Genomic DNA, 24,231 nt, shown 5'->3' with positions numbered 1-24,231 from the left:
CCTACCCACTTATGAGAGCAAATCATGTTTAAATCATCAGCGCTATCGAAACCGTTGACGCGCACTGTGCTTAGCGCATTGACCGCCACTGCCCTATTTAGTGTCGCCAGCATCTCTAATGCCGCACTGTTTAAAAACAACTTACCGACTGATAAAGATGCCATTTTAAGCGTTGGCGTCAACGTCATGGCGGTCAAGTCGGCTTATGATTTGGAAGACAGCACCGACATAAAAGTATTGCCGGGTGTGTTTTATGATAACAACAGAATCTATGCACGCGGTGCGCAAGCGGGCGCTTATATCATCAATGATGGCACCAATCAGCTAGCTGCTTATGCGCAGCTCGATGGCAGTGAGTTCGACCCTGACGATGCAACTGGCGCGCTGCAAGGTCTAGATAAACGTAAGGCTTCAGCCGCTGCCGGTCTATCATATCTGCGTCGTACGCCTGTGGGTGGTTTTCGCCTGCAAGTCGCGACTGACGTTTTAGATAAAAGTGGTGGTAATACAGCGCGTTTGACCTATCTTGCTAAAATCACTAAAGATAAGCTGACCGTCTATCCAAGCATTGGCTTTGAGTACCATGATGCAGACTACAATAACTATTATTATGGCGTTAGTGCACAAGAGTCAGCGAAGACAGGCGTCGCTGCTTATGAGTCAAATAATAGCTTAAATCCTTATATCAATATTAGCGCTAATTATGATTTTAATGAGCGCTGGGCAGGATTTGCCAATCAAAGCTTAAGCTATCTGCCAAATGAGCAATACGACAGCCCAATGGTTGACTCGCGTACGGATGCAACAACGACGCTAGGATTACTTTATAAGTTTTAATTAAAAATAAATTTTAGGTAAAAAAAACCTTGTTGCTTGATGTGGCAAGGTCTTTTTTTATCTCTACTTTAATTGTAGGGTGCGCCTAGCGCACCGATAGTATAGCTATTTCTTAAAAATGGTGCATGGGACGCACCCTATTAGTATTGTATTGTATTGTCATCTTATTAATTCTCAATCTTCTAAAATACCTGATCACAGCAGAATTAGGCTTGGATTTTGATATTGTAGAGAAATGCTTAAATACCTCAGTAACACCAGCCTCCTCAAGTATCATCTTCTTTGTTATTTTAGCTGATTCATAGACTTTTGATCTTACCGATATGGCACCTAGCTCATCCTCATAACTTAAAACGTCTTCAGCCCCCATATATGCGGTTACAACCTGAACTATAAGACAATCATTCAAATAGAATCCGTTTTTGTCCGTGAACGCACAAAGAGAATGTATTACAGAGCCAACTAAATTTTTTCTTTATACTTCGTTCAAAGTTGAGTTTGTCATTGCTTCTGATACCATCTCATTACTTTCAAGAAAAATTTTATATAGCTCTTCATGAACAGATAATCTTTTATCAAACACTTTTTGAGAGTAAATTTCAATCCGTTTATTTCTGTGAAAATACTCTCCAAGTAAAACGCCAATTAGTAGCCCTGCTAAACCAATCCATGCACTTTCCATTCTACTTTCCTCATAAAGCCTAACAGTAGACTATAGTATAAGAGTATTAAATCACTCAAAATTTAGTAACCTAAATATAAGTTTACAGCATAAAAAAGACCTTGCCACATTACATGACAAGATCTTTTATTTACCCAAAAAAATCTAAATTAAGAAGGATGCACCATATCCGCAGGGGTTACCCACTCATCAAACTGCGCTTCAGTTAACAGCTCCAATTCAACCGCCACTTGCTTCAAAGTTTTGTTTTCTTTATAAGCAGTCTTAGCAATTTTTGCTGCGTTTTCATAACCAACATGACGGTTCAAAGCAGTCACTAGCATTAATGAATTATGCAAGAAGTCATCGATTTTGTCTTTGACTGGCTCGATACCAACCGCACAATTTTCGTTAAAGCTGTTGCAAGCGTCACCCAATAGCTTGATAGATTGCAATAAGTTAAAGGCAATCACTGGCTTATAAACGTTAAGCTCAAAGTTACCTGACGCGCCAGCCATGCTGATAGTGACATCGTTACCCATGACTTGAGCGACGACCATGGTCATTGCTTCTGACTGGGTTGGGTTTACTTTACCCGGCATGATAGATGAGCCTGGCTCATTTTCTGGAATCGTCAATTCGCCCAAACCACAGCGAGGACCTGATGCCAACCAACGGACGTCATTAGCGATTTTATTTAGGCTGCCAGCTAGCGTTTTGAGTGCGCCTGAAGCAAACACTTCGGCATCACGAGCGGCTAGTGCTTCAAATTTATTTGGTGAGGTGACAAACGGTAAGCCTGTTAATTCAGCCAATTGCTCAGCCGCTTTTACCGCATAATCAGGGTGAGCGTTTAGACCTGTACCAACCGCTGTGCCGCCTAGTGGCAATTCATATAGACCTTGTAGCGCGTTATCGATACGAGTTAATGAATGGTCAAGTTGGCTGACATAACCGCTGAATTCTTGACCTAGGGTCAAAGGCGTCGCGTCTTGCAAATGCGTACGACCGATTTTAACGATACTATCGAATTCTTTGGCTTTGGCATCTAGCGTATCGCGTAGTACTTTTACCGCTGGGATAAGCAGGCTGTTAATCTGACGGGCAGCCGCCACACGAATCGCGGTTGGGAAGCTGTCGTTGGTAGACTGTGCATGGTTAACATGGTCATTCGGGTGAATCGGCGTGTAGCTGCCGCGCGCGTTCCCTGCGATTTCGTTGGCACGATTTGCCAACACTTCGTTCATGTTCATGTTTGACTGGGTACCAGAACCTGTCTGCCATACTACGAGTGGGAACTGATCCGTTAAACCACCGTTGATAACTTCATCAGCAGCTTGCACGATTAAATCGCGCTTATCGCCTTCGATACGCTCAAGGCTAGCATTGGTAATGGCAGCGGCTTTTTTCACTAGCGCCATTGCTTCAATCATCGGACGTGGCAATGTCTCGCCACCAATTTTAAAGTTCTCGCGGCTACGCTGAGTTTGCGCACCCCAATAAGCGTCAGCTGGGACTTCCACGTTACCCATAGTATCTTTTTCGGTACGAGTTGCCTGATTCTGTGTCGACATAACTACCCTCTTTGATGGTTTGTTGTATAGCTGCTTTGAAAAAAGTGCAACACACGCTGCACATAAAGGAAAATACGCTGTAAAGTGGCGTTATGATAGCATGACTTTTGACAAATTTCTCCAAGTCCGTGAGGCTAACTGATGTCTAAAAACACCAGCCAACAACAATCTGCTACTGCATTATCTGATTCGATATCTGAGTTATCGGCTGATGACGCTCGCTCTAAAAAGGAGGTTAAAGTCGCTGATAGCTTGGCTAATCCACCCAGACGACAATTTACCCGCCAGCGTCGGCAATTAACAGCTGGCGAGCGTAGACAATATGCGCGCATGGCAAGCTTACATTTAATTAAATTGCAACAACGCTTACCGCCGCATGCAAAGATTGGCTTATATTATGATGGCTTTGGTGAGCTGCCCACTCAGCCACTGTTGGACTGGATTATACGTTCGAATTATCAGCCGTATCTGCCTGTGGTTGGTTCGCTCGGTCGTACTAAAAATGGTAATGATGATAAACGTCTGCGCTTTGTACCTATTTATCAGTCGAAACTGCTGAATATACTGACGCGCATTCACAGCTTAGGTATGAAGCAAAACCATCATCGCAGGTTACTTTGGGCACACGAATTAGATGTGATTATCTGTCCGCTCGTGGCGGTTGATAAAAGCGGCAATCGTATGGGCATGGGTGGTGGATTTTATGATACAACCCTTGGTAAAAGCCATCAGGCAGGGTTAAAAAAACCATTGAAAATTGGTTGGTGCTATGATTTTCAAGTGGTTGAGCAGCTTGAGCGCCAAGCGTGGGATGTGCCTTTAGATGGTTTGATAACACCAAGTGGCTTGAGGTGGTTTTGATGACTAATAATAAAACCCCTGATGACAAGTCTAGTGCCGAGAATGTTGAGCAACATTTGGGACAATTAGAAAAAACAGAAGTCACTAGAGAGCAGTTATCTTACAGTCAAGAGCAGCCCTTTAGTTCTGATGAATTGGGAATGCTTATCAATGAAGAACGCTTAAATGAATTACTGGCTGACAGTGATGCTTTTTTGGCTAGTTTAACTGGTGAGATTGGGGATTTTGAAGATGACAATAAAGACCCATAAAGGATTTGCAAAGACAACAATGAGCTACTTTCGCTCAAAACCACTAAGGGTAGTTTTTACTATCTTGTGGATCATTTTCGTCGGTCTTATTATCACGTTAGGTTTTAGCACAGATCCCTATTTACTTCACGTTCAGAATATTCCTCCTCCGCACCCCTATCCTATAGAATTAGTCGTTATATTAATAATGGCGATGCTGTTTCACTTAAGCCTACTGGTAACTATGGATTTATATATGGATAGTCGCTGGAAGTTCTTCGCTATGCTGTTGACTAGCATTTTATTTTTATTTGGTTTCGGTATGATGGCGATGCATGCACCGCCGTCATTAGGTGGGATGATTTTTTGGACATTCCTGTCATCTTTACTATTTTTATTGCTTTGCTTTCGGCAGGTCTGTTTATTTTTTTTAAGGCGATTTTTTTGTAGAGAATCAGTTTAATAACAAGGTAATTGACATTTTAAAGTTGGGTTAAAAATCTAGCCTACACCAAACTCTACTTAACTTTGATAGCTTTACAACACCATCGCCGCAATCCAGCCAAATACCAATAACGGAATATTGTAATGGATAAAGGTTGGTACCACACTGTCTTTGATATGGTCGTGCTGACCATCAACGTTTAGACCAGAGGTTGGTCCAAGCGTCGAGTCTGACGCTGGCGAACCGGCATCGCCAAGCGCGCCAGCTGTACCAATAATCGCCACGGTTGCTAAAGGTGAGAACCCTAAAGAGATACATAGTGGTACATAAATCGCCGCCAAAATAGGAATAGTTGAAAAAGACGAACCAATACCCATGGTCACAATCAAGCCAATCAATAGCATAATAAATGCAGCCATCGCTTTATTACCCGCAAACAATGACGCCGCACCATCAACCAACGGCTGTATTTGCTCAGTCGCTTTCATCACTTCGGCAAAGCCTTGGGCGGTAATCATAATAAAGCCAATCATCGCCATGAGCTTAATACCGTCATTAAAAACGGTATCGGCGTCACGCCATTTGACCACGCCCGTTGCCATAAACACGCCAAAACCAAACATCGAGCCGAGCAATAATGAATCGGTATAAAGCTGTACGACAAAGGCAGTCACAATAGCAATTAGCGCTACGATGGTTTTCATTTTACTTTGCGTTTGGGCATCGGCAGCTGTTTTGCTTAACGCGTCTTTTTCTACTACCGCATCGCGAGCCTCTTTATCAATGGCTAATTGGGCATACTGGCGCGGCTTACGATAGCTGATAAATACCGCCACTAGCAAACCAACGAGCATACCAAGTGCCGGAATCGCCATAGCTTTGGTGACCGAAATATTCGATACATCAATACCGGCTTCACCGACGTTTTTAAGCATGATTTGATTAAGATAAATATCGCCAAAGCCATAAGGGATAAACATATACGTGGTCACCAGACCAAAAGTAATCAGACAGGCAATCAGGCGTCTATCGATTTGCATGCGGTTAAAGGCAAGCAATAAAGGCGGTACAAGCAGAGGAATAAAGGCGATATGAATCGGGATTAAGTTTTGGCTAAAGCAGCTCATGGTGACGAGCCCTGCAAACAGCATGTATTTAATCATGCCGCCTGCACCTATACCTGCCCCGCCAGCATCAATGCGTTTAATCACCGCCCCTGCCAAAGATTGCGGTAAGCCCGAATGCGCAATCGCTACCGCGAAAGCGCCCAACAAGGCATAAGACAACGCGATTTGCGCGCCATTACGGATACCTTCTTGAAAGGCATTTAAGGTATCGGTCATACCAAGGCCCGCAATCAACCCACCTGCCAGCGCCCCGATTAACAAACTGAGTACCACGTGTACCCGCGCCAAAGACAGGCCTAGCATGATGACTACCGCTAGTAGCACCGCATTGATGGTCATATTCTCGCCCCTTACCTTATGTTTTTTGGTCCGCTATTGACTATTGGCACGCTATTATCACATTGCCGACCTATTTATTACGCCCTCGCGTTTTAACCCACACTTCAATTTATACCATTACTATTTGAACGGAGCGGTTAAGACGCGCGTCATTTTACCTGATTTTAGCCATAAATCCCACGCGCAAAACTTAGTAGACAGGAGCGACCCTGCAAATAAAGACACAATATTGTCATGATTGTCATGACGGCTCGTCATATAGCCTTGCAATTTCATTTAGCAGCACCATTTATCTAAACATGAACCACTAACTTGACTTTACAAGTCTGGTGAACGAGGAAGAATATATGAGTGAACATAAAATTGCCCAAGACAATATCGACATCGATGTCGACGTTTCATCTAACGTTGCTGATGATAATGCGCTAAACACTTCATCTGACGATACCTTAGAAAACGTCTCGGCGTCTGAAACTATTCAGGACAGCGCTGCAGACATCGAAGCTGAAAACGTTAAGGCAAAAGACGGTGAAGAGAGTTATCTGCCGCTACTAGCACTGCGTGATGTGGTTGTTTATCCGCATATGCAAATTGCCTTATTTGTCGGCCGTGCGCCGTCGGTAAAAGCCGTGGAATTGGCACAAGCTGAATACGGCAATAAAGTATTGGTCGTGGCGCAAAAAGACTCGCTAACTGAAGATATTGATCAAGATAACTTGTATCAGTACGGAACGGTGTGCCGCATCGTCAGCACTATGCCGCATGATAGCGATGAAAATTGCATCAAAGTATTGATCGAAGGTCAATACCGTGCGCGCGTTGATAATATTGAAAATCACGACGAGCTATTGATGGCAAGCTTTACGCGTGCTGATCTCGATATCAGCATGAGTGAGAGCCAACAAAAAAACACCATTCAAGCCTTAACGACGTTATTTGAAGGCTATGCCGATGCTCGTCTGCGTAATGCTCGTGAGCTAACTCGCGTGGCGAAACGCATCGATGATTTGCTTGAGCTGGTGTATTTCATCTCAACCCGCGTGTCGATGGATTTGGATATTAAGCAGTCGTTCTTAGAAGAAGACGATATCAAAACCCACATCAATACCTTGACCGAATATCTCGTTAAACAAAGCGCTGAGCAAAATATCGAGCAAGATATCCAAGATGCCGTTCGTCAGCAAATGGAAGACAATCAGCGCGAATACTTCTTAAATGAGAAGATGAAAGCTATCAAAAACGAGCTGTCAGATATGAATGACGGCGCGTTCGATGAAGATGATGTGGCTGAGCTTGAGCAGCGTTTAGAAGATGCTGACTTGCCAGAAGATGTGCGCAAAAAAGCCGAGCAAGAGCTGAAAAAACTTAAAATGATGCCGCCTGCATCGAGTGAATCATCAGTGGTGCGCAATTATATTGAATGGATTTTGGATACGCCGTGGAATGCGACGACCAAAGTATCTATCAATTTAGATAAAGCGAAAACCGTCTTAGACGAAGACCATTATGGCTTGCAAGATGTGAAAGACCGCATCCTAGAATACCTCGCCGTACAATCGCGGGTGAAAAAACTGCGCGGTCCGATTCTTTGTTTAGTCGGTCCTCCGGGTGTCGGTAAAACCTCATTGGGTGAGTCGATTGCGCGCGCCACGGGTCGTAAGTTTGTGCGTATGGCACTTGGTGGCGTCCGCGATGAAGCAGAGATTCGTGGTCATCGCCGTACTTATATCGGCGCGATGCCGGGTAAAATCGTGCAGTCATTAGCGAAAGCCGAAGTCAAAAACCCGTTATTTTTATTGGATGAAATCGATAAGATGGCGCAAGACTTCCGCGGCGATCCAGCGTCAGCATTGCTTGAAGTGCTAGATCCATCACAGAACGATACCTTTAACGACCATTATTTAGATATGGACTTAGATTTATCGCAAGTGATGTTTATCTGTACCGCTAACAGCATGGATATTCCACCTGCCCTGCTTGACCGTATGGAAGTTATTCGTCTGCCGGGTTATACCGAAGAAGAAAAGGTCAATATCGCGCAGAAATATCTCGTGCCGAAAGCGATTAAAAATAATGGCCTTAAAGAAGGCGAAATTGAAATCGTTGAAGCAGCACTGCACAGCATCGTGCGTAGCTATACGCGTGAAGCCGGGGTGCGTAACCTTGAGCGTGAAGTCAATAAAATCTGCCGTAAAGTGGTTCGCGGTTCGGTTGAAACCCATGGTGCACGCGCTCCGAAGAAAGCAGAACGCGAGCTGGTAGTAGTCGATGACAAAAACATCGATGACTATTTAGGTGTGCATCAATATGACTACGGTCTGGCAGAAGAAGAGCCTGAGATTGGTCGTGTGACTGGTCTTGCTTGGACACAAGTCGGTGGCGAGCTATTAACCATCGAAGCGGTGGCGATGAAAGGTAAAGGCGAGCTGAGCTTTACCGGTTCACTTGGCGATGTGATGAAAGAGTCGATTCGTGCTGCCATGAGCGTAGTACGTGCTCGCGGTGACAGCTTAGGGATTGATTACGAGACCTTTAAAACCACTGACGTCCACGTGCACATGCCCGAAGGCGCGACCCCGAAAGACGGTCCATCAGCTGGTGGTGCGCTCACGACAGCGCTGGTTTCTGCCTTGACGGGCATTGCCATTCGTCCAGATATTGCGATGACAGGCGAGATTACCTTACGCGGTAAAATCCTACGCATCGGTGGTCTCAAAGAGAAGCTACTTGCTGCGCATCGCGGTGGTATCAAGCATGTGTTGATTCCAGCGACCAACGAGCGTGACTTGGCCGACATCCCTGATAATGTCAAAGAAGGCTTGACCATTCAGCCAGTAGCGACGATTGATGAGATATTAAAAGTTGCTTTGGTCAGTATGCCAGTGCCGCTTAAACCTGCCAAAGTGACAGTTGATAAAACCTCAAGCAAAGCGCTGCATAACTAATCTTAACCTAGTCTTGTACATTCAAAAGCCGCTCATCGTCATGATGGGGGGCTTTTTTTTGGCAATAATAAAAAACAATCTGGTTAAGACCCTGTGCTATATTTTAGACAAATGTTTATTTGGTAATAGCCATAATGTTAAACCACCTGATTTTAAAGCGCTTAACTCTATCCTTATTGCTCGCTGTTTCGCTTCCGGTAGCGCTAATAGGTTGTCAGTCTAATATTGCAAAAGATAACTCTACCTCTGCTAACTCAATGGTAACTGGCTCTAGCACTTCTGCTCCCATACTATCTGAGCAAGTGATAAATGTTGAAAGTGTCAATCGCTTTGATTGGAAGCTGGTGCGCTGGATAGACAATCAGGGTATTGTTAACGATTTAGATACTGTACCGCCGTTAATGCTTGATGTACGTCCGAGCAATTTAGTATTTAAATATGACTGCCAGCGCTACCGCTTAAACCATGATGGTTATCATGGTTATACTTACAGCTCATACGGTGTAACGGCCGTTACCCAACCTTCTTGCTTAATAACTGATAAACAAGCAGCCAGCAATATCTTTAAGTATTTAGACCAATTATTCCCTAAATATAGTAGAGGACATTTTAACCTTAGAATCATTTCGCCATCTCCACAAACACCATCAAAATCATTCTCCTTTTTGAATAAACTCATTTCAACAAAGCCTAAACCTTATGAATTAGCATTAAATGTTCAGGACAAGCAGCTTATATTCGAAGGTACACTTAAGAGCCTACAACCAGTAACAGGACCACCCATTACTTATGATTTTCTAAAAGAATATCAATGGCGACTAGTAAGCGCGGTCAATAGCAATAAAAACACCATCGTTGAGCTTAGTCGTCCAGATTTTCCAGTGACTGCCTACTTTGCTTACCCACTATATAACGATGAGCATCACGTTGGCTTTAACTCTGATTGTAATGGGGTTGGTGGTTCTTACATTTTAACGCCTGACAATAAATTGTTGATTGGTTCAAGCCCGCAAACTATGATGGGATGTAGTCCTAAACGTGAAGCTGCTGAAGATAAAATTCGTGAGCTTGAACAGTTAAGCAAAAGCCAATTAACCTTACAAAGATTAGCAAATGCCAATCCCGATTCCTCAAGCTTACCCTATTATCTATTGACGCAAAAACTCGAAACCGGCGAAACACTCATTTGGAAAAACGAAGTAAAGAAAACGCTGTAAACCTTTTTCAAACGCATACGTTATTTACATTTATTAACTGATTGTTGCGCATTTGATGAATAGTTATATTTAAAACTTAGCTATACTGATTGCGACATTGAGCAATGTTTGAGTATTTTAATAAATAACAGAAATTTATCACAACAAATAAATATAAATGGAGATAATAATGAATAAGACGATGCTTGCAAGTGCGCTATTATGTGGTTCAGCTCTAGCGATGACAGGTTGCCAAACCGTCAAAGGTCAAATGCAAACGGGCAATCCACTTAACCAACCTGCGTTAAAATCTACGATCAATGCAGTCGCTGGTAATAAAAATGAAGTGGGTCAAGTGTTTTTACGCCCAGTCGATGGCGGTGTCCAAGTTTATGGTAAGCTGATGAATTTGCAGCCCGGCAAGACTGTGGCATTGCACATTCATGAAACCGGTAGCTGTGCCGATATGGGTAAAGCGGCTGGTGGTCACTTTAATCCAGACAAAAAACCGCACTCTCATCCTGATGATATGAATGGTCATCCAGGAGATTTGCCGAACTTAACCGCCGATGCGAATGGCGTTGCTACTATCAACTATGTGAATAAGAAAATCTCTGCCGCTGATGCGGGTAAATACAGTGTTAACCGTTTAGCCTTTATCGTCCATAGCGGTGCTGATGATTATAAGAGTCAGCCAGCGGGTAATTCAGGCGAGCGCGTTGCTTGCGGTATCATCGAGAAGAACTAATAGCCTAAAAGTTAATAGCAAAAAAACCTCTTAGATTATCTAAGAGGTTTTTTTATGGCTATACATTATTGATCTAAAGGCAAAAGGTTTTACTCTTCTACCCATTCACCATTACGCCAGTACACGCCCCAACGGGTAGCCTTACCGTTTTTTTCAGAGCCGATATACTGCTCTTTTTTCTTCCGCGACCAGCGCAAAATGGTTGGATTACCATCTGGATCTTCATCTGGACCTTTAAACAGATACTGGAACTTGTCTTCCATCTTATCTTTGATTTCGCGTAGCTCAGCCAGCTTTGGTGGACGGGTTTCGCGTACTTTTGGGAACTTAGACGCCGCTAAGAACATCCCAGCCGCCCCTTCACGCAAAATAAAGTAATCATCATGCTTGGTCGATTTTAGCTCCGGCATATGGATTGGCTCCATACGCGGCGGTGCCGCTTCACCAGTTTTAAGCACTTTGCGGGTATTGTCACATTTCTGACAAGCAAAGTATGGCCCAAAACGTCCGGTTTTTAGCTCCATCTGTCCATCACATTTGTCACAGTCGATGGTTGGCGCATCTGAACCCGGTACTTCAAACTTTCCTTCTTCTAAGATATAGCCGTCGCAATCTGGGTTATTACCGCAGATATGCAGCTTAAGACCACCGTCGACGATATAGCCATTCATGGCCGTACCGCATTTCGGGCAGCGTTTTTTCTCCATCAAATCTTTAACTTCGGCCGCTTCGTCATCGCTGTCGCTATCATCAAGATTGGCAAACGCTTCGACCGGCATCAAGTTCTTGGTACCTTTGCAGCGCTCTTTTGGCGGTAAATTATAGCCAGTACAGCCTAAGAATACACCCGTTGAGCCGGTACGTAGCTGCATCGGACGATCGCAAATATCGCAATGGACGTCTGGCACATCGGTTGGATCATTCGGACGCATGCCGTCTTTTTCTTTGGCACGATCTAGGGTCTTTTTAAAGTCACCATAAAAGTTATCGAGGACATCTTTCCAGTCGGTATCGCCTTCAGCAACATGGTCAAGCTTGTCTTCTAGCGCAGCGGTAAAAGTATAATCCATCAAATCTGGGAAACTGGCGGTCAATCTATCGGTGACAATATCGCCCATTTTTTCGGCAAATAGACGTTTATTTTCAAGCTTCACATAACCGCGATCTTGAATGGTCGAGATGATAGACGCATAAGTCGATGGACGACCGATGCCTTTCTTCTCTAACTCTTTGACAAGGCTTGCCTCAGTGTAGCGCGGTGGCGGCTTGGTAAAGTGTTGACTCGGATCGAGCTTATCGAGCGTTAACTTATCACCTTGTTTGACATCAGGTAATAAAGTATCGTCAGTCTTCGCTGGTGGCATGACTTTAGTAAAGCCATCAAACACTAGGGTGCGACCGCGTGCTTTTAGCTCAACATCGCCGGCAGCGACGAACAGATTCACGGATAAGTATTTCGCAGGCGTCATCTGACACGCGACAAACTGACGCCAAATCAGCTCATATAGACGAATGGCATCACGCTCAACCCCTTTTAACTGCGCCGATTTCATATTGACATTAGACGGACGAATCGCCTCATGCGCCTCTTGTGCGCCTTGCTTATTGCCATAGAAGTTTGGCTTTTCTGGCACGTATTTATTGCCATAACTGTCGTCGATATAGCCACGCACGGCGGCTAATGCATCACCAGACAAGAAAGTCGAGTCAGTACGCATATAAGTAATATGACCAGCTTCGTATAAACGCTGCGCCAAAATCATGGTTTTCTTAACTGAAAAACCCAGTCGCGTACTGGCGGCTTGCTGCAATGTCGAGGTGATAAACGGCGCACTTGGACGCGACTGTGTTGGCTTCTCTTCGCGCTCTTTCACGATAAAGTCGTTTGAGTTAAGCACTTCTAGGACTTTATCGGTCTGCTCTTTATTAACAAGCTTTAGCGTTTTGCCGCCTTGCTTCGTTGCCTCTAGACGAATCGCAATGTGCTCAGCGTCTGCCACTTTTTTGGCTTTACTATCAGCAACGTGAGTATCGGCGTGAATCTGCCAGTATTCTTCTGGGATAAAGGCGCGAATCTCATGCTCACGCTCGACGACCAAACGCATGGCAACCGACTGCACGCGACCTGCTGACAGACCGCGAGCGACTTTTTGCCAAAGTAGCGGCGATACCATAAAACCAACGACGCGGTCTAAAAAGCGCCGCGCTTGCTGCGCGTTAACGCGGTCGATATCGAGTTTCGATGGTTGCTTAAAGGCATTTTGAATGGCGGATTTGGTAATCTCATTAAAGACCACGCGCTCATATTTACTGTCTGCGCCACCGATAACTTCTTTGAGATGCCAAGCAATCGCTTCCCCTTCTCTATCCATATCCGTCGCCAAATAGATTTTGTCAGCATCTTTGGCCAAGGCTTTTAGCTCTTTGATAACCTTAGTCTTATTAGGCAATACTTCATAGACAGCCGCCCAGTTATGTTCTGGGTCAACGCCCATGCGCCGTACCAATGCCTGCTGGGTTTTTTCTTCTTTGCTTAGGCTGTCATCTTTTTTACTCGCCGCTGGCTTCTTCGCACTTTTGCTCGCGCCCACTGGCAAATCACGGACATGACCGATACTTGAGCGGACGATAAAGTCGTCGCCTAAGTATTTGTTAATGGTTTTTGCCTTGGCGGGTGATTCTACAATTACCAAAGACTTGCCTGTGGGTTGGTCTTTTGCCGTGGCTGGGCTTTTTTTGGTTGCGGTTTTTGCCATAAGTGACGACACCATAATAAGTAAATTAAAATAAGGATAAACTCGGCAGCTGGCAATTTATAATAGTTAGTTATAATGGCTCAGCGAATTATTGTAGTAATGGCTGCCGATAAAAACGGTTATAAAACAAACAATAACCATAACGCATAGATACAGTTATAAAGACGTTACACTGCTAAGCGTTAAGCTGTCAACTTAAAATGACTGAGAGTTTGCCAAAAGGACTTGCATATTGCCTCTTTATGGAGACGAAAAAATGTTTTACTAGCGCCGTGCGATTTTTATGCCGACTTTTGCATCTGTGATGCCCATTTCTCAAGGTTCTTTTTCATGATTAATAAGTCGCTTTCAATCGCTTGTTGCTGATAAGCAGGATTGGTCGCCGGACGCACATAAGCAATATCTTCCCAATAAATAATAATGCTATTCGACTTAACCAATAATGCTTTTACAAATGGTTCAATGCTAGCGGGCAGCGCTAAAGGCTCTTTATCTAAACTAAAATTGGCTTGTACAGGTAAGGTATTGTTTAAGCTGTTGTTGTCGCTACTGGCATTGCTAGCCGGACGCCATTGTCCATCTAGCACCTGATAGCGAGTTAATGGCAGCTTGACATTATCGAGCACCAAACCATATTGCCCAATCATGCCGCGACCATACTCATTGTCCTTGCCTTTTACCCAATCAGGGCAAGTAACTAACTTGGGATTGAGCTGCAAACGGCGCGCCGTCATACGCAGCTTATCCAAACGCTGGTCGATACCGCTAGGTTTGAGCGCCATCATACTCCCTAATACGAATAGTACAATGGCGATCGCAATCCACATTCCCATAACAGTCTGACCTTTTAACAAAATTAATGGTGTGCTAGTGATTAAAACGGGCTGAATAACCTATCAGCGGGGCTCTTTATATAACAGCTTAAATATAAACGGCGACTATCTAGTCGCTTATAATGAGCGTAAACCTTTAAAAATCAAGCGCTCGTAAATACTATCTTCTATAAAGGGCTAGCTGCTAGGCACACCTGATATTTACCAACGCCTTGCTATTTATAGTGACATATCAAATACTTAGTACATAAAACCACTGATTCAGTAACAAGATGCAAAAAGTTGGTCGCCTAAAAAAGTGCTATGATAAACCATAATTTTAAACGCGCGCAGGTTTATTATGAATTATCTTCTTAAACAAAACTCATCGACTGCTGCATCAGTAAGTAAAAGTGTCGGCAAACTTATGGGTAACTCTGGGCTGACCATCTCGCTAGTAGGCGTAGCTTTACTGACTTTATCGAGCTGCGCGACCACCCAAAGTCTGACGCCCGAACAATGCCAAAATAGTAACTGGCAAGAAGTCGGCTATGTCGATGGACTTCATGGACGCTCAGGTGCTTACTTTGGCAATTATACCAATCAATGCGCAAGTGTCGTTGGCGCAACGCCAAACCGCGTATTGTGGGAGCAAGGTCGTCAGCAAGGACTAAAAAACTACTGTACCGAGCTCAATGCTTATAAACTTGGCCGCGAAGGTTATGATTGGCAGCCTGTCTGTCCGCTCGAAGGCATCGAAAAGCTTGAAGAAGCCTACGCACAAGGACGCTACTATTATATGCGCCAGCGCGACCTTGATTATCTGCGTTCGCCCTATCCGTTCGGTTATGGACCTGGACGTTTTGGCTACGGTTATCGCCCATTTGGTTATGCTTGGTAATTACTATGATTAATGCTCGCTATATAGTCAAAATATCCTGAAAACGCGACGGTATTGCTGATATCAATTTTTTGTAGTCTCTGTCTGCGTAGGCACAGCAAGCAAGAAAAACTGATATCAGCAGTGCATGATGTATCGATATTAATTTTCACTCACTATATCACCTACCGAATGCCATATATCTACTGACTTAGGTTAAAGGTTGCTAAAAAAAGATAACCTCGCAAGGTTGCCCAAGCGAGGCGGGAGAGAAAGTTTATTATTTTAATTATTCTTGTTATTGTCGTGGTTATTTTCTTATTACTAAGCTTACTTATTTATCTTGCTAGCTTATTGTTTTAAAAGCTATTTTCACCGATAACCTACTTATTAATCAGTCGTTTAAACCTTATTCGTTAACAAAAGCCACCTTTGTTAATCCTGCTTGACTGGCCGCCGCCAATACTTGCGCCACGGTATCATACCTACTTTCTTTATCGGCACGCAGCTGGATAGAAGGATCTTTGCCGTTTGCTGATTGTTGTTGCAGACGCTTTTCCAATGCTTCTATACTGATAGGCTTGTCATCCCAAAACAAACCCGCATCTTTATCGATGCTAATTTGAATGGCCTCGGGCGGTGTTTCATTGACCTCGGCACTGGTTTTCGGTAAATCCAATGGCACCGTTGGATTCAGTACGGTCGCTGTCAATAAAAAGATAATCATCAATACCAGCATGATATCGATAAGCGGAATAAGGTTCATCTCATTCATGCTTTGACTGTCATCGTCACCCAATTGAAATGCCATAATTGTTCTCAATACCGTTAATTGTCGTCTTTTCTGCTCGTGCTTTTTTGGCTTATTATCTCTACTGAACCATCACTACAACTGCGATGGTGCGGATTTATGATAATGCTCAGCTTGTTTATCTGCATTTGCCTGCTTCGTTAACTGCGTTACTTGATTAGTAGTATCACGTTGGACTGCTGGCTTTTGAATTGGCGCTTGTTGCACTGCAGCAAGCTCGCTAGATTGTGCCAATAAATCATGCGCTCTATCATTGGCGTGATACATGACGAGGCGATTGATACGTATCGCAAGGTTATAAAACACCACCGCCGGAATCGCAACAGCAATCCCTAAACCGGTCATAATAAGGGCCTCACCGACAGGTCCTGCGACTTGTCCTAATCCTGCTTGACCACTGACACCGATATTATGCAGCGCATGGAAAATACCCCACACCGTGCCAAACAGACCGATAAACGGCGCGATTGCTGCTGTCGTACCAAGTATCGGCAAGCCGCGCTCACTGGCAAAACGATAGCGACCGATATGCTTGAGTAACGTCTGCTCAATTACCAAACGCCGAGACGCGGCATCGCTTTCAACCAAACTGGCCTGCTTACTATGAATCTGCGCACTCAAATCATCGGCGACGCTAGCTGCCAGTTTGCGACTTTGCAATATGCGAATGATACCCGTCACCCAAGAGGCAATAGATAAAACAAGAAGCAAAAAGAATAAGGTTCTGGTCACCATATCGCTATATTGCCAGTAGGTTGTAAAGTCCATATCAGACTCCTTAATGTGGGATGTCGTTACTTGTCATTTTATGATTGTTAGCAGTACGAGTTTTGATAACTATTTTCGTACATCGTTGCTATATTTCTCTATATTTCGCTGTATTTCACTATATTTTTTATGTGTCGGTTGTTTTATATCTGCTTGTATAAATGCGCTTTTCTACACCCAGTCTTTTATATTTAAGGAACCGCATAGGCAATTGGCAGAGTGACATTGCCGACCACTGGCGCGCCGTTTTTGGTAAAGGGTTTGAATTTACCTGAACGCACTTGGCGCTGTGCTTCTTTATCTAACAGCGGATTTCCTGACGATTGGGCCACACGTACGCTATCGATACCGCCTTGTTTATTGACTCTTAATACCAACACCACGTTGAGCGTATCTCCCGAACGGGCGCGGCGAGCGGCGCGGTCAGGAAAGCTAAAGTTTGGCGCCGATGCCCAGTTCGCAGCACTGGCGGTAAAGTTGACAGGCTCATTACTTGCCGCAGCCGCAGCTTTGGCTGCAGCCTCTGCTTTTGCTCGAGCAGCGGCTGCAGCTTCTCTTTCAGCCTTTGCTTGCGCTGCCTTTTGCGCCGCCTCTTTGGCGGCATTGGCGTCTGCCTGCGCTTGAGCGTCACGAGCCGCTTGCGCCTGCGCTTCTTGCAGTGCTTTTGCTTGCGCTTGACGTTCAGCTTGTTGCGCCGCCTTTTCTGCCTGCGCAGCTATTATACGGCGCTGTTCGTCAGCAACTGACTTATCAATAACTGGTGGCTTGTCTTCTATTTTTTTCTTTACAGGTGGTTCTTTTATAGGCGGCGCCTGTACAGGTTTTTCTTTCTGAACGATTGGTTCTTCTTCTATTACCACTGGATCTACTGGCGTAACCGCTTTCATTTTTTGCTGCGTTTTTGGTTCGGGTTTAGGCGCTGGTATAGATTCAGCTTTACTTTGCGGCACTTCCTCTACCTCAGTAACCATGTTTTCGATGGGTTCAGTAGGTAATGTGACCATTTGGATTTCAAGCGGCGGCGTCTCTTTAATAGGCTCATCTTTAAGCGTAGCCGCTTTGATGATCACCAAAGCGATTGCGGTAAGCAGGTGTAGCCCGACCACTAAAATAATAGCGATAAGTATCAATCTGAGTGGTGGCGCTTCTAAATCCGTTGAACTCATAACACCCTAACATTTAACCGTTATAGAATGGCGTAGATAATAATGCAAACGATAACTATTATCAATAGTAAATTTTTAATCTCTCTGTTTTTTTGTTGCCTATCTTAAGAAAAGTTCTTGCGCAAAGTTGTTTAAAACTAAAAAGTTAATGAACGAAAAGTCAGTTAATAAAAACCATTATCGTTAATATTGATAATAAGTCTCAATTACTTTATCATGGCAGTTGTTTTTATAGTGAAAATAGCAAATGATCGTAAAACTTTAATTATAAAGCCGCTATTTTTTAGCATTATTCTGCTGTTTTTTTAGCATTTTTATAACAATACCAACCAAACCTTTGATATACCGAGTTATTTATGTCTACTACTTTATGTTCTAATCGTACTGCAAGCCCCCATGTTAAACGTCCATTATTGACCGCCATGATGACCGCGTTCATTGCTAGTGTTGGCTTAGCGGGTTGTAGCTCGCCTGACTCAAGTGATAATGAGATAACAGAAACCAAAGCTGAAAACCAAACGGCTGATGCGGCCTCGAATGTGGCTGAAAATGACAACGTTTCTGTTGCGACCATCGCAGTTGATACGGTAAAAGGTAAAGTCGATTTGGCCATGAATCCATCACCATTGGTCGTTTATGATATGACCTTGATGCAAGATTTGGCGGCGCTTGACGTGGCAGTTGACGGTATGCCAAGTGGGCTACATTTAGATAACTTACAGTCAAAAGTACATCCTGATCCTAAAGAAGTCGGCACGGTATTCGAGCCTGACCTTGAAGCGTTGAACGCCATGCAGCCGCAAGCAATTTTGATCGGCTCGCGTATGGCAGAAAAATACAATGAGCTATCGAGTATCGCACCCACGCTGGATATGAGCATCGATACGGCAAATATCTATGAGTCAAGCAAGCAGCGCCTACACGATTTGGGCGCGTTATTTGGCAAAAGCGATCAAGCAGTAAAATTGCAAGGCAATATTGACACGCTGATTGACGAGACCAAAGCCTTAACCAAAGAAAATAAAGGCAAAGGCTTGGTGGTTATGGTCAATGGCAATAAGCTGTCAGCCTATGGTGATAAGTCGCGTTATGGTTTTATTCACGGCGTATTAGATATTCCAATGGCAGATGATAAAATCACTGATGCGCGTCACGGTCAGCCTATCTCATTTGAATACATACAAAAGACCAATCCAGATTGGTTGTTCGTCGTCGATCGTAGCGCTGCAATCGGTGAAGATGGTGCGGGTGCCAAAGCCGTATTGGACAACCCATTGGTGGCGCAAACCACTGCATGGGATAAAGACCAAGTGGTGTATCTAAGCCCAGACTCTTACTTAGCCTTTGGTGGTTATTATCAGTGGCTACAGGATTTAACGACGATTAAAAACGCCTTTACTAAGGCAAAATAAATTTTAACGCTACACAAGATACAAGTAGCAGCTGTTGCCTATGACAGTTATTGCTGTCCATAAAAATTTTCACACCCTATTCGTAAGCCAGTAGCCGTTATGCCATTATTTTCACCTCGTGCTCAAGCCAGCGTTAAAACCAGCTCTACTCTGCCAGCTGCGCCATCAAGCTGGCAGCCGAGTGCAAGTAGTGGCAGCCGCTACGCCCGTGATAAAAAGCGCCGCGCTGCGATACCGCCGTGGTTAATAAACACAGCCAGCCTCATTATTATGGGGCTTTTGGTGTTATTAAGCTTATCCATTGGGGTGGCAGATTTTTCGTGGTCAGGTATTTTGCAAAGCCTTATCAGTCAAAGCGCCAACTCTGATAGCTCATTAATGTTGGTGAGCCGCATCCCGCGCACCGTTGCCATTATTTTGACGGGTATCGCGATGGCGGTGGCTGGGATGATTATTCAAGTGGTGCTTAAAAACCGCTTCGTGGAACCCTCGATGGTTGGGGCGACCCAAAGCGCCGCATTGGGATTACTGGTAGTCAGTTTATTATTCCCAGCCAGCGCGCTACTGGTCAAAATGGGTGTCGCAACCATTGCGGCAGTCGCGGGCATGATGCTCTTTATGCTGCTGATACATCGCGTTCCGCCGACGGATTTTTTGATGATTCCACTGATTGGTATTGTCTTTGGTGGCATTATCGAGGCGATAACCACTTTTATCGCCTACCAAACTGAATCATTACAGATGCTTAGCGTTTGGCAATTTGGCGACTTCTCTTCGGTATTAGCCGGACGTTACGAGCTACTTTGGTTGACGGGCGCGCTGTGCGTGCTGGCTTATATTATCGCCGATAAACTGACCATCGTCGGTTTGGGCGACAATATCGCGCTAAACTTGGGGATTAGTAAACGGCAAGTAACGTGGCTTGGCGTTGGCATGGTGGCGATGATGAGCGCTGTCGTCGTCGTAACCGTTGGTATGATTCCCTTTATCGGTTTGGTCGTACCCAATATCGTTAGCCGCATCATGGGTGATAAATTACGTCGCAGCTTGCCCGCAGTCGCGCTCTTGGGCGCATCAGCCGTATTACTTTGTGATATTATCGGGCGCTCCATCCGTTACCCTTTTGAAGTGCCTGTGGCGACAGTTTTTGGTGTGGTCGGCACGGTGATATTTTTATGGTTGTTATTACGTGCGCCTGCTGAGCAATAAGCCCTAGCGCAATCTTGTCGCTGCCTGATTATTAACACTTTTCTTAATTTATTCGTCCTGTTGTCTGATTAGATAAGCTTGGCGTTGTTATTATTAAAGGTAGCATAGTAGGATTTATTCATGTTCTCATCGTCTAAGCATAACTTTATAAATGACAATTCTACCAAGACTGGCTCGGCAAAAAAGAGCGCTCTAGCAAATGCTACTTTAGACAATGACAGCCTTGAAGATACTTGCCGTCACAACCCTTTAGCAAAACTTTGGACCTTTATCGCTGGTCATCCAAAATCCATTGCCGCTATTATTTTACTTATCTCAATGACGCTGTTTTTGACACTTAACGTCAATGGCTATTGGGACTTTGCCCTGCCATTACGCGGTAAAAAATTACTGGCGCTAATGGTCGTCGGCTATGCGATTGGCGTATCGACCCTGCTCTTTCAAACCTTAACCCACAATCCTATTTTGACGCCGTCGCTATTGGGCTTTGACTCACTGTATGTGTTATTACAAAGCTTATTGGTGTTCTTTTTAGGCGCAATTAGTTTTACCAGCATCAACCCCATTACCAAATTTACCCTTGAAATCGTCCTCATGTTTGGCGCGTCCTTATTGTTGTTTCGGCTGTTATTTTCAAAAAGCAGTCAGGATTTGACGCGGCTGATACTGGTAGGCGTTATCTTTGGCGTATTATTTCGCAGCTTATCAGCGCTGGTTGCACGGCTCATTAACCCCGATGACTTCGTGGTTGTCCAATCGGCCAGTTACGCACAGTTTAATACGGTTAATCCGCAGCTTTTGGGCATTAGCTTTGTTATTTGCGTCATCAGTGCGCTATTTATCTGGCGCTGGCGCTATCAATGCGATGTCTTGATGCTGGGCAAACCACAAGCAATTAACCTTGGTATCAACTATCAACGCCTCGCATTCGGGCTATTAACCGTCATTGCGGTATTGGTCGCTACGGCAACTGCCTTGGTCGGTCCGGTGACTTTTTTTGGCTTACTGGTCTGCGCCTTGACCAATCGTATCGCGCGCCATATGTATCATAGTGAGCGTCTGATATTGGTCAGCTTGGTGGCGATGATTTGCTTGGTCCTCGGTCAAACCATATTTGAGCAAGTGCTCGGCATGGCAGGCGTATTGTCAGTGGTGATTGAACTGGCAGGCGGCTTGGTATTTTTATTACTCATATTTATGACCTATCGCCGCTAATGATGACTTTTTAAAACGCAACGGTTAAACTTTTCTAAAAACAAGAACTGCTATGATTAAAATAAATAATGTCTCCCACCATATTGGCAAACAGCAAATCCTGCATGACATTAGCCTGTCTTTACCACCCTCGCAAGTGATTGCTTTAATAGGGCCAAATGGCGCGGGTAAATCGACGCTGTTTTCAGTGATGGCGCGCTTGCAACCGCTACAATCAGGACAGGTCAGTTTCGTTATAGGGAATGAGGAGCATGATATTGTCAGCTGTCATGCACGAACGCTGTCTAAGACCGTAGCCATGCTCGGGCAAGACAACCAAGTACAAGGTCGCCTGCGTGTGCATGAGCTGCTGATGTTTGGGCGCTACCCTTATCATCAAGGGCAACCGACTGCTGATGATCAGCAAAAAGTGCAGGCCATTATCGAACGCTTTGAGCTTGAGCCGTTAGCGGAGCGCTTTTTATCGACGCTCTCTGGGGGTCAGCGTCAACGCGTGCTGATTGCGATGATTGTTTGCCAAGATACGCCGTACCTACTCCTTGATGAGCCGCTCAACAATCTAGATATGTATCATGCTGGCCGTCTGATGCGTGAGCTGCGCGAATTGAGCCATAATGAGCAAAAAACGGTGGTGATTGTCCTACATGATATCAATCAAGCCGCGCAATTTGCCGATACGGTAGTGACGATGAAAGAGGGTCGCGTACTGGCAACCGGCGCGCCTGTTGATGTACTCACCCATAAAACCATGAAAGAGTTATATAAAGTCGATGTGACTGTCCTTAACCATCAAGGGCGACCCGTGATTGTCGATACGGTTTAAGTACGGGGTGTTTTATAGCTGTTTTTTAATAGCTGGTTTTCCGTAATGGTTTGAAAATTTATTTTTAATGGTCAGTTTTTGCTTTAATCGGCTTTGACGACCTTTAACCCATAAATACACACCGGTAGCGGACAAGACTGCCACGGCCAACCCTATCATTGCTAAGAATATTTGATACAGTAAATGAGCGTTACCCTGTCCAATATGCCCCATGTGCAAGGTTGAAAACCATTGGTCGATTTTATTACCAAATACGCTTTGATATCCGAAAGTGACTTTTTCAACTTTGCCAGTCGCCGCAGCCACGGTGATAGACGAAGCACCACCGTGCGAGCCGATGTCTTTGTCGGTTTTAAAACGCATTTGCCATTGTCCCTCCTCCGCAAGCCAGCGGATCCCCAATGGCTGCTGTACGGTTACGCCGTTTTTTTGCGCAGCAATATGCGCTTGCTCAGTTAAATACGCAATACTATTGGCTTTATTAATCGCAGCCGTTGAGTTGATAACTGACGCAGCATCTACCCTATTCTGCCTGCTCGATTTATCTGTTGTCTTTGATTTGCCTTTTTCTTCTCTTTTACTCTCTCTACCTTCAAACCCGACCACTACTTGCATCACGGGTTGATAGACCGATTTTAAATTAAAACCGACACTCGACCACGCAATGACAAATAGCATCAGCCACAACCATAAACCAAAAGCGTGATGCAAATCATAATTGAACTTAAAGGTATTGGTTTTGCGGCGGATTTTCCACGCCGGTAGCCAGCGCTTAATAAAAGACGTACGTTTTTTAGGCGCAGTTTTAGGTACAGTTTTTTGCGACACTTTTTTATTGTTAACCGCCCTAGGAAAGGTCAAGTAAAAGCCAATAAAGCAGTTAATCGTCCAAATAAGGGCTATCACACCTAGCAGCAGCTTACCGATATCGCCAAGCAATAAATCACGGTGCAACCAAAACACTTTCCACATGGTATTACGCCACGCCCATGCGTCTTTATCACGCGTTCCTACGATATCGCCGTTATAAGGATTGACATAAACCTCTTGAAACGAGGCTTTAGGTTGATTTTTAGCGCTTTGACCTCTGGCTCTATCGACCGAAAATACTGCAGATTTATCCGCTTCTAATGATGTTGGCATACTAGAAAAATTGTACTCTGGATAGGCGGCGACCACCTTATCGTGCAGGGTTTCAATAGGAAGCTGTGGCGCATCTTGCCGTTCAATCTTAGCCAATTTATAATTAAACACATCATCCAACTCGGCATGGAAAGCCAATAACGAGCCAGTAATGCCAGCCATGATTAAAAAGCCTGCCATCACAAGCCCAGTATAACGATGAATCCATAGACAAATACGGCGTATATTCGATGCAAAAGAAGAGAAGGAAAGTGAAGTCATGAGTGCTGATTC

Annotated in this window: 21 protein-coding genes; 11 read left to right on the top strand and 10 right to left on the bottom strand. The window is 44.5% G+C overall.

Annotated elements, in window-relative coordinates; translation table 11 throughout:
- Nucleotides 1-24: 24 nt before the first annotated feature.
- Nucleotides 25-837: a MipA/OmpV family protein gene (locus CXF58_RS12335; protein ID WP_102077661.1), complete on the top strand. Its 813-nt coding sequence runs from the start codon at nucleotides 25-27 to the stop codon at nucleotides 835-837.
- A gap of 475 nt (nucleotides 838-1,312) precedes the next feature.
- Here CXF58_RS12335 and CXF58_RS12325 read toward each other — a convergent pair whose 3' ends face one another.
- A complete protein-coding gene (locus tag CXF58_RS12325) occupies nucleotides 1,313-1,519 on the bottom strand; it encodes a hypothetical protein (RefSeq protein WP_102077659.1) in 207 nt (68 codons plus the stop codon).
- Nucleotides 1,520-1,668: 149 nt separating this feature from the next.
- Nucleotides 1,669-3,072 (bottom strand): class II fumarate hydratase, encoded by a 1,404-nt coding sequence (gene fumC, locus CXF58_RS12320; protein WP_102077658.1) that lies wholly within the window; start codon nucleotides 3,070-3,072, stop codon nucleotides 1,669-1,671.
- A gap of 141 nt (nucleotides 3,073-3,213) precedes the next feature.
- Between fumC and CXF58_RS12315 the strand changes: the two genes are divergently transcribed.
- Nucleotides 3,214-3,933: a 5-formyltetrahydrofolate cyclo-ligase gene (locus CXF58_RS12315; RefSeq protein WP_102077657.1), complete on the top strand. Its 720-nt coding sequence runs from the start codon at nucleotides 3,214-3,216 to the stop codon at nucleotides 3,931-3,933.
- Entirely contained in the window at nucleotides 3,933-4,184 is a 252-nt protein-coding gene (locus tag CXF58_RS12310; protein WP_228706607.1) for a hypothetical protein, read from the top strand. The genes CXF58_RS12315 and CXF58_RS12310 overlap by 1 nt, the downstream gene beginning before the upstream one ends.
- A gap of 516 nt (nucleotides 4,185-4,700) precedes the next feature.
- Here CXF58_RS12310 and CXF58_RS12300 read toward each other — a convergent pair.
- Nucleotides 4,701-6,074: a Na+/H+ antiporter family protein gene (locus CXF58_RS12300; RefSeq protein ID WP_068407169.1), complete on the bottom strand. Its 1,374-nt coding sequence runs from the start codon at nucleotides 6,072-6,074 to the stop codon at nucleotides 4,701-4,703.
- A gap of 120 nt (nucleotides 6,075-6,194) precedes the next feature.
- Complete coding sequence (locus CXF58_RS13875; RefSeq protein ID WP_180952587.1) at nucleotides 6,195-6,350, bottom strand: hypothetical protein; 156 nt, start codon at nucleotides 6,348-6,350, stop codon at nucleotides 6,195-6,197.
- Nucleotides 6,351-6,421: 71 nt separating this feature from the next.
- On the opposite strand from CXF58_RS13875, the gene lon reads away from it, so the two are divergent.
- From lon to CXF58_RS12285, 3 genes are all read left to right on the top strand, one after another.
- Nucleotides 6,422-9,019: an endopeptidase La gene (lon, locus tag CXF58_RS12295; protein ID WP_102077654.1), complete on the top strand. Its 2,598-nt coding sequence runs from the start codon at nucleotides 6,422-6,424 to the stop codon at nucleotides 9,017-9,019.
- Between the two features lie 257 nt (nucleotides 9,020-9,276).
- Nucleotides 9,277-10,236 (top strand): META domain-containing protein, encoded by a 960-nt coding sequence (locus CXF58_RS12290; RefSeq protein WP_180952586.1) that lies wholly within the window; start codon nucleotides 9,277-9,279, stop codon nucleotides 10,234-10,236.
- 169 nt (nucleotides 10,237-10,405) lie between these two features.
- On the top strand, nucleotides 10,406-10,963 hold the full coding sequence (locus CXF58_RS12285; protein ID WP_102077652.1) for a superoxide dismutase family protein: 558 nt from the start codon (nucleotides 10,406-10,408) through the stop codon (nucleotides 10,961-10,963).
- An 89-nt stretch (nucleotides 10,964-11,052) separates the two neighbouring features.
- Here CXF58_RS12285 and topA read toward each other — a convergent pair whose 3' ends face one another.
- Entirely contained in the window at nucleotides 11,053-13,719 is a 2,667-nt protein-coding gene (gene topA, locus CXF58_RS12280; protein WP_102077651.1) for a type I DNA topoisomerase, read from the bottom strand.
- A 281-nt stretch (nucleotides 13,720-14,000) separates the two neighbouring features.
- Nucleotides 14,001-14,552, bottom strand: coding sequence for a hypothetical protein (locus CXF58_RS12275; RefSeq protein WP_102077650.1), 552 nt, complete (start codon nucleotides 14,550-14,552; stop codon nucleotides 14,001-14,003).
- Between the two features lie 340 nt (nucleotides 14,553-14,892).
- Between CXF58_RS12275 and CXF58_RS12270 the strand changes: the two genes are divergently transcribed.
- Nucleotides 14,893-15,432 carry a DUF2799 domain-containing protein gene (locus CXF58_RS12270; protein ID WP_228706606.1) on the top strand — a complete coding sequence of 180 codons (540 nt, stop codon included), beginning with the start codon at nucleotides 14,893-14,895 and terminating at the stop codon, nucleotides 15,430-15,432.
- Nucleotides 15,433-15,820: 388 nt separating this feature from the next.
- Here the strand turns inward: CXF58_RS12270 and CXF58_RS12265 are convergent, their stop codons facing one another.
- The 3 genes from CXF58_RS12265 to CXF58_RS12255 form a co-directional block, all read right to left on the bottom strand.
- The gene (locus CXF58_RS12265) at nucleotides 15,821-16,222 is read right to left on the bottom strand and encodes an ExbD/TolR family protein (protein WP_102077649.1); all 402 of its coding nucleotides are present in this window, start codon (nucleotides 16,220-16,222) and stop codon (nucleotides 15,821-15,823) included.
- A gap of 75 nt (nucleotides 16,223-16,297) precedes the next feature.
- Nucleotides 16,298-16,990 carry a MotA/TolQ/ExbB proton channel family protein gene (locus CXF58_RS12260; RefSeq protein WP_102077648.1) on the bottom strand — a complete coding sequence of 231 codons (693 nt, stop codon included), beginning with the start codon at nucleotides 16,988-16,990 and terminating at the stop codon, nucleotides 16,298-16,300.
- 191 nt (nucleotides 16,991-17,181) lie between these two features.
- On the bottom strand, nucleotides 17,182-18,156 hold the full coding sequence (locus CXF58_RS12255) for an energy transducer TonB (protein WP_102077647.1): 975 nt from the start codon (nucleotides 18,154-18,156) through the stop codon (nucleotides 17,182-17,184).
- A gap of 356 nt (nucleotides 18,157-18,512) precedes the next feature.
- Here CXF58_RS12255 and CXF58_RS12250 point away from each other — a divergent pair, with 356 nt between their 5' ends.
- The 4 genes from CXF58_RS12250 to CXF58_RS12235 all read left to right on the top strand — a co-directional run bounded on the left by CXF58_RS12250 (nucleotide 18,513) and on the right by CXF58_RS12235 (nucleotide 22,815).
- Nucleotides 18,513-19,568, top strand: coding sequence for a siderophore ABC transporter substrate-binding protein (locus CXF58_RS12250; RefSeq protein WP_102077646.1), 1,056 nt, complete (start codon nucleotides 18,513-18,515; stop codon nucleotides 19,566-19,568).
- A gap of 99 nt (nucleotides 19,569-19,667) precedes the next feature.
- Nucleotides 19,668-20,777 (top strand): ABC transporter permease, encoded by a 1,110-nt coding sequence (locus CXF58_RS12245; RefSeq protein ID WP_228706605.1) that lies wholly within the window; start codon nucleotides 19,668-19,670, stop codon nucleotides 20,775-20,777.
- 120 nt (nucleotides 20,778-20,897) lie between these two features.
- On the top strand, nucleotides 20,898-21,992 hold the full coding sequence (locus tag CXF58_RS12240; protein ID WP_102077645.1) for an iron chelate uptake ABC transporter family permease subunit: 1,095 nt from the start codon (nucleotides 20,898-20,900) through the stop codon (nucleotides 21,990-21,992).
- Nucleotides 21,993-22,044: 52 nt separating this feature from the next.
- The gene (locus tag CXF58_RS12235) at nucleotides 22,045-22,815 is read left to right on the top strand and encodes an iron ABC transporter ATP-binding protein (RefSeq protein WP_102077644.1); all 771 of its coding nucleotides are present in this window, start codon (nucleotides 22,045-22,047) and stop codon (nucleotides 22,813-22,815) included.
- A 12-nt stretch (nucleotides 22,816-22,827) separates the two neighbouring features.
- Here the strand turns inward: CXF58_RS12235 and CXF58_RS12230 are convergent, their stop codons facing one another.
- Nucleotides 22,828-24,219, bottom strand: coding sequence for a PepSY-associated TM helix domain-containing protein (locus CXF58_RS12230; protein WP_102077643.1), 1,392 nt, complete (start codon nucleotides 24,217-24,219; stop codon nucleotides 22,828-22,830).
- Nucleotides 24,220-24,231: the final 12 nt, after the last annotated feature.

Source organism: Psychrobacter sp. Sarcosine-02u-2, assembly GCF_002836335.1.
Taxonomy (GTDB): domain Bacteria; phylum Pseudomonadota; class Gammaproteobacteria; order Pseudomonadales; family Moraxellaceae; genus Psychrobacter; species Psychrobacter faecalis.
The sequence above is the reverse complement of the archived record's forward strand: the minus strand, read 5'-3'. Positions and strand labels throughout refer to the sequence as shown.